Here is a 4,556-nt window from a genome sequence, read left to right as displayed (position 1 = left end):
AGGGTAATTGGCGGTGGCATCATTATTCTTGCCGTCGTTGCCTGCTGCGGCAATAAATAAAATCCCCGCGTTATTGGCACGAACGATAGCATCGTACAAGCCCTGCGAAAAACCTCCTCCTCCCCATGAGTTGTTGGTAGCTATAATATTAACTGGCTTAACAGTCCGTGTCTTCAGATTAGTGAAATAATCAACCGCTTTGATTGCGTTTGCGGTTGTTCCGCCCAAAGCACCCAGAAACTTAGCATTTAACAGTTTAACATTCCAGCAAACACCTGCCACGCCTTTGCCATTGCCGCCTACAGCGCCAATAGTTCCGGCCACGTGCGTACCGTGGTCATCGTTTACACCATCAAAAACCTGCTTGTCATTTCCAGCAAAATCCCAGCCGTAAACATCGTCTTTCAGGCCATTGCCATCATCATCTTTACCATTGCCTGCAATTTCGCCGGGGTTAACGCCTGCGTTAGCGGCCAAATCTTCGTGTGTGTACATGTAGCCTTCATCAATTATGCCAATATACACAGCATTCGATCCTGTGTGATCATTGCCCCAGGCTACTGCGGCATGGCTTCCGTATTGATTAGCCGGAGTTGTTGTGGCACCCTGCATTCCCCACAGGGCTGCATTTGTAATGTACGTATCATTCGATGTAGCATTATGGGTGTAGATATAATTGGGTTCGGCATATTCAATAAAATTATTCAGCACTTTCAAACGTGAAAGCACATTCAAAACCTGCTCTGGCAACTCAACCAGCGTTACGCCTTCCTTGTCGCCAAGGCGCTCCATTAATTCGGTAATGATTCTTTCTTTTACTTTCCCCTTAATGCTTTCCAGGATTTCAGCCTTTTTGCTATCAGAGATATTTGCCTTGAACTTGACAAGTACTTCATTGGGTACAAAATTGCCTTCAGCAGCCAGTCTTGCCGAACTCTGGCTGTTAGTCGTGGCGACCTGGGGCGGGTTTACGTCTATTTGACACGCCACTACTAAACTACTTATTGTAGCTGTGTACAACAGTTTGGTAAATTTTAACATGATAGTAAAGTTTAGGTACGGTTTGTTTTAAACTTGATTCAACCTATAGCTTCCTCTGATCTACCCTAAGAAAGGGACTCGAAATCAGCGAATAGCTGTTCGATAGAGAAACTAGCGATTAGCCATCAAGATAAAACGTTTATTATAATTTTACCATTTTCAGTAACTACTCTTTTATAAATAAATTTCACCAGTATACTTTCACTAGAAAAAATCTTACAAAAAAGTCAATAGTTTGAGAGCAACCGATGCGTAAAGGGGAGATAATTTTGAAGCCGCGAAAAGGATGAATCTATTGTCCGTTGCTGGTTGGTCTATATCCCAACACCCCGGCCATAACGACCAGTGACGACAAAACCACAACAAGTATTGGAATTCCTTCACGGAATCCCAGCAGCCGTAAATCTTCGGGAATGTTTAAATAAAGCAAAACCGTAATCAGGCCGCGTGGAGCAATCCAGAGAAGAGGTTTAACATGACCACGATACGTTAATCGCAAAACGACCCAGCGCCAGGCAATGATAGCCACAATAAACAGCGCGCTGACAATCAGCGCATCCATGTCAATCAATGTGCGCGGAACAGCGGCATAGCCCAGAATAAGAAAGAAGAAAGTACGTACCACAAATGCCCCTTCGGCAGTCAGGTTTTTAAGCTGATCAAGCTCTTTCTCGAACAAGTCGTTTTTTAAGATCCGGCTGAGCCGCCCGCGAATGAACAGTTCTGTATTATTCAGAAACAGTCCGAAAATTAAAATCAGCAGGAGCGATGAAAGATGATTGATTTCGGCCAGTGCATACACAAGAAACAGCACCGAAATAATGGGCAGGAATTTAATTCGATGACTGATTTTCCCGATCAGATAAAGCAGTAAAAAGCAGCATCCCAGCGAGATCAGCGCCATTGTAAGCGTATCGCGGGTAAAGGACCATACGGCTCCAAGAATCGAATTTCGGCTCAATAGCAAAAAATTATAGGCCATTACGCCCAGGATACCAGCAAAGGCCGACTCATACACGGCAAACTCTTGCTGACCGGAAGAAAGGTTCGCTACGGTCTGAACGGTTACAGTGTTGCTGATAATGGCAAAAGGCAGGGCAGCTAGTAAGCAATGAAAAAAAGAATCGTTTAGCAGCAGATACAGCATCCCGGCCATAATCAGGGTGCCGCCAATGATTGATAACAGGGAAGCTATGAACGTACGACGTAAGACGCTCAGATTATCCGTATGGAGTTCCAGATTAAGTGCACCTTCCAGTACAATCAATATCAGCCCTAACGTACCAAGTGTGGGCAGAATGGCATTAACATAGGGAACCTGAACATTGAAATACTCCGTTGCCTGCCGGGTGAGAATACCCAATAACAAAAGCAACAGCACAGAAGGTGTCTTGAATCGACTACTGAATAAGTCAAAGGCATAGGAAATTAGTACCGACAAACTCAGGACTATAATCAGAATCGATGAATCCATACGGACTAGTATAAATCCAATAGCCGATCATGGAAGACGCCCAGATAATACGGACGCGTCATCCGTAATCAACCATTGACGATCAACTTATTTTCTGGCGTAATAATATAGGTTTACCGAGGGAGCACTGGCTCGTTCACTAATTGTAAAAAAGCCTTTGGCATCTTTATCGAAACAAACGGCTTCGCCTTGTGGCTCCAGCCGCACAACCAACTGGCGACGGCTTCCGCGCTGAAGGGCATCAGCGATGGATTGCCCCGCGCTACGTTTCCAATAATAAAGCTGTGAATAAGTCCGGACCAGAATCTCGCTTCCGTCGGGCGAAATAGCGGCTGCCGTTACGTAATTCGCCAGGCCGCCCCCAAAGGATATTTCGCCCAGAGCTTCCGCTACGGTCACTTCGTTTATGTTCTGCGGATAAGCCAGCCGGTATAAACGTACTTTTTCCTCTCGTTTTGAGATGATGTAAATATCTTTAGTCTGGGGATCGACAAACATCGCTTCGGCATCGCGAGACCCGTCAGGATAGCGGAAATTAATACGTTCTACGCCCGATATTGGCGATTGTAGTGTAGCTGGCTCAGGCAAACGGTATATCTGGTAAAGAGGATACTGTCCATTGTTGTCGCCAATGTCGCCAATATAAAGGTAATTAACGCCGTCCTGAGGCCCGGGTCCAATCGCCATTTCTTCCCAGTCGCGGTTGGTTACGTTCGGAATGCTAATTTTTCCTTTGACCTGGCCATCGTACCCCAGCAAAGCCAGCTCGGCCGGACTTCCGCTGTCTTGCTCAATCCAGAGATTACCTGGCTGACTACGGCTATCGGCTATACCCGATGCTTCATCAATCTGACCGGCTGCTACGGGTGCTATGGTCGGATCGGATGCAAATTGGGCATCTCCATTCGCAATATCCAGCTTACAAGAGGTTGTTACCAGTAAACCGATTAATAAAACAAACACGCGCATAGTTTCATCTGAGGCTGATTCTGCTGCCAAAGTAACGAAACAACCGATAGAATAGTGAGTTGATCTCCGATTAACCTACTAAGCAAATGATTTGTTTTCAATCAGTCAAGACATAAATGACAGGATTTACCACAAATATTATAGCCTGATAATCAGAAGACAACTAACTTGCTATTCAAAAATCAGTACGCTCTTTTCCTTCATTTTAAACCAATTTCCACATGAAAATCAATACGTCTCCTTCTTGCCAGTTTTGTTACTCCTTTCGTGATCAGTAGCTGTCCTTCGTTTCAAAGTCTGATCATCGAGGCACTTGCTTTTTTTAATCCTTCCTACTTTTTTAACCCTTTCTCTGCCATGATTCTCCCCAAAACCATTCGCTTGTGGCATCAGGTGTGTGCTACGTTGTTTATTGCCTGTTTTGTATCGGGTTGTATAAATGTTATTCGAGAAGATCACCCTCAGTATACGTACCTGGTCAGTAGTAGTAAAGTTGCCGAAATTCCAGTGCAGTCGCTCAGCGCGCTGGTGGGTCAAACGAATCCGTCCTATCTGGGCTTACTAAAATACAATATAGGAGCTTACAGACTGGTGTATAAAACCAAGAACTGGGATGGCAGTACTATACAGGCGTCGGGTTTGCTGCTAATCCCGGATTCCCCTACACCCGTACCTATGATCAGCCAGCAACACGGTACAATCTTCGACGAAGCTGAAGCTCCCTCCAACTTTGGCCCGGCCAGTGAGGCCTATCAGTATTCAACTGTTTTTTCGTCAAGCGGGTACATCATTGCCTGCCCGGATTATATTGGTTTCGGAGCCTCTAAAAACCTGATTCATACCTACGAACACCGGGCCAGCCTGGCACAGACCAGTCTCGATATGCTACGTGCCGCTCGGGAGCTGCTTCAGGTTAACGCACCCAGCAAATGGGATTCGCGGCTATACCTGGCCGGCTACTCTGAAGGTGGCTACGCGACAATGTCGTTGTACAAGAAAATTCAGGAAGAGTTTCCGGCCGAGTTTAATTTGAAGGCCGTTTCAGCCGGAGCTGGTGCTTTTGACAAAACAA

The 4,556-nt window shown here is 45.7% G+C and carries 4 protein-coding genes; 1 reads left to right on the top strand and 3 read right to left on the bottom strand.

What is annotated here, in order from left to right; all coding sequences use genetic code 11:
* From ACOJS8_RS23850 to ACOJS8_RS23840, 3 genes are all read right to left on the bottom strand, one after another.
* Window positions 1–1,041 (bottom strand): S8 family serine peptidase (locus ACOJS8_RS23850; protein ID WP_420151066.1); only part of this gene is annotated, 1,041 nt, incomplete at its 3' end.
* A 292-nt stretch (window positions 1,042–1,333) separates the two neighbouring features.
* The gene (locus ACOJS8_RS23845; RefSeq protein ID WP_420151065.1) at window positions 1,334–2,515 is read right to left on the bottom strand and encodes a sodium:proton exchanger; all 1,182 of its coding nucleotides are present in this window, start codon (window positions 2,513–2,515) and stop codon (window positions 1,334–1,336) included.
* 87 nt (window positions 2,516–2,602) lie between these two features.
* On the bottom strand, window positions 2,603–3,484 hold the full coding sequence (locus ACOJS8_RS23840) for a PE-PGRS family protein (protein ID WP_420151064.1): 882 nt from the start codon (window positions 3,482–3,484) through the stop codon (window positions 2,603–2,605).
* A gap of 357 nt (window positions 3,485–3,841) precedes the next feature.
* Between ACOJS8_RS23840 and ACOJS8_RS23835 the strand changes: the two genes are divergently transcribed.
* A partial coding sequence (locus ACOJS8_RS23835; protein WP_420151063.1) for an alpha/beta hydrolase family protein occupies window positions 3,842–4,556 on the top strand: 715 nt, incomplete at its 3' end.

Source organism: Spirosoma sp. (genome assembly GCF_048594605.1).
Classification (GTDB): domain Bacteria; phylum Bacteroidota; class Bacteroidia; order Cytophagales; family Spirosomataceae; genus Spirosoma.
This window is presented reverse-complemented; position numbering and strand designations above follow the sequence as displayed.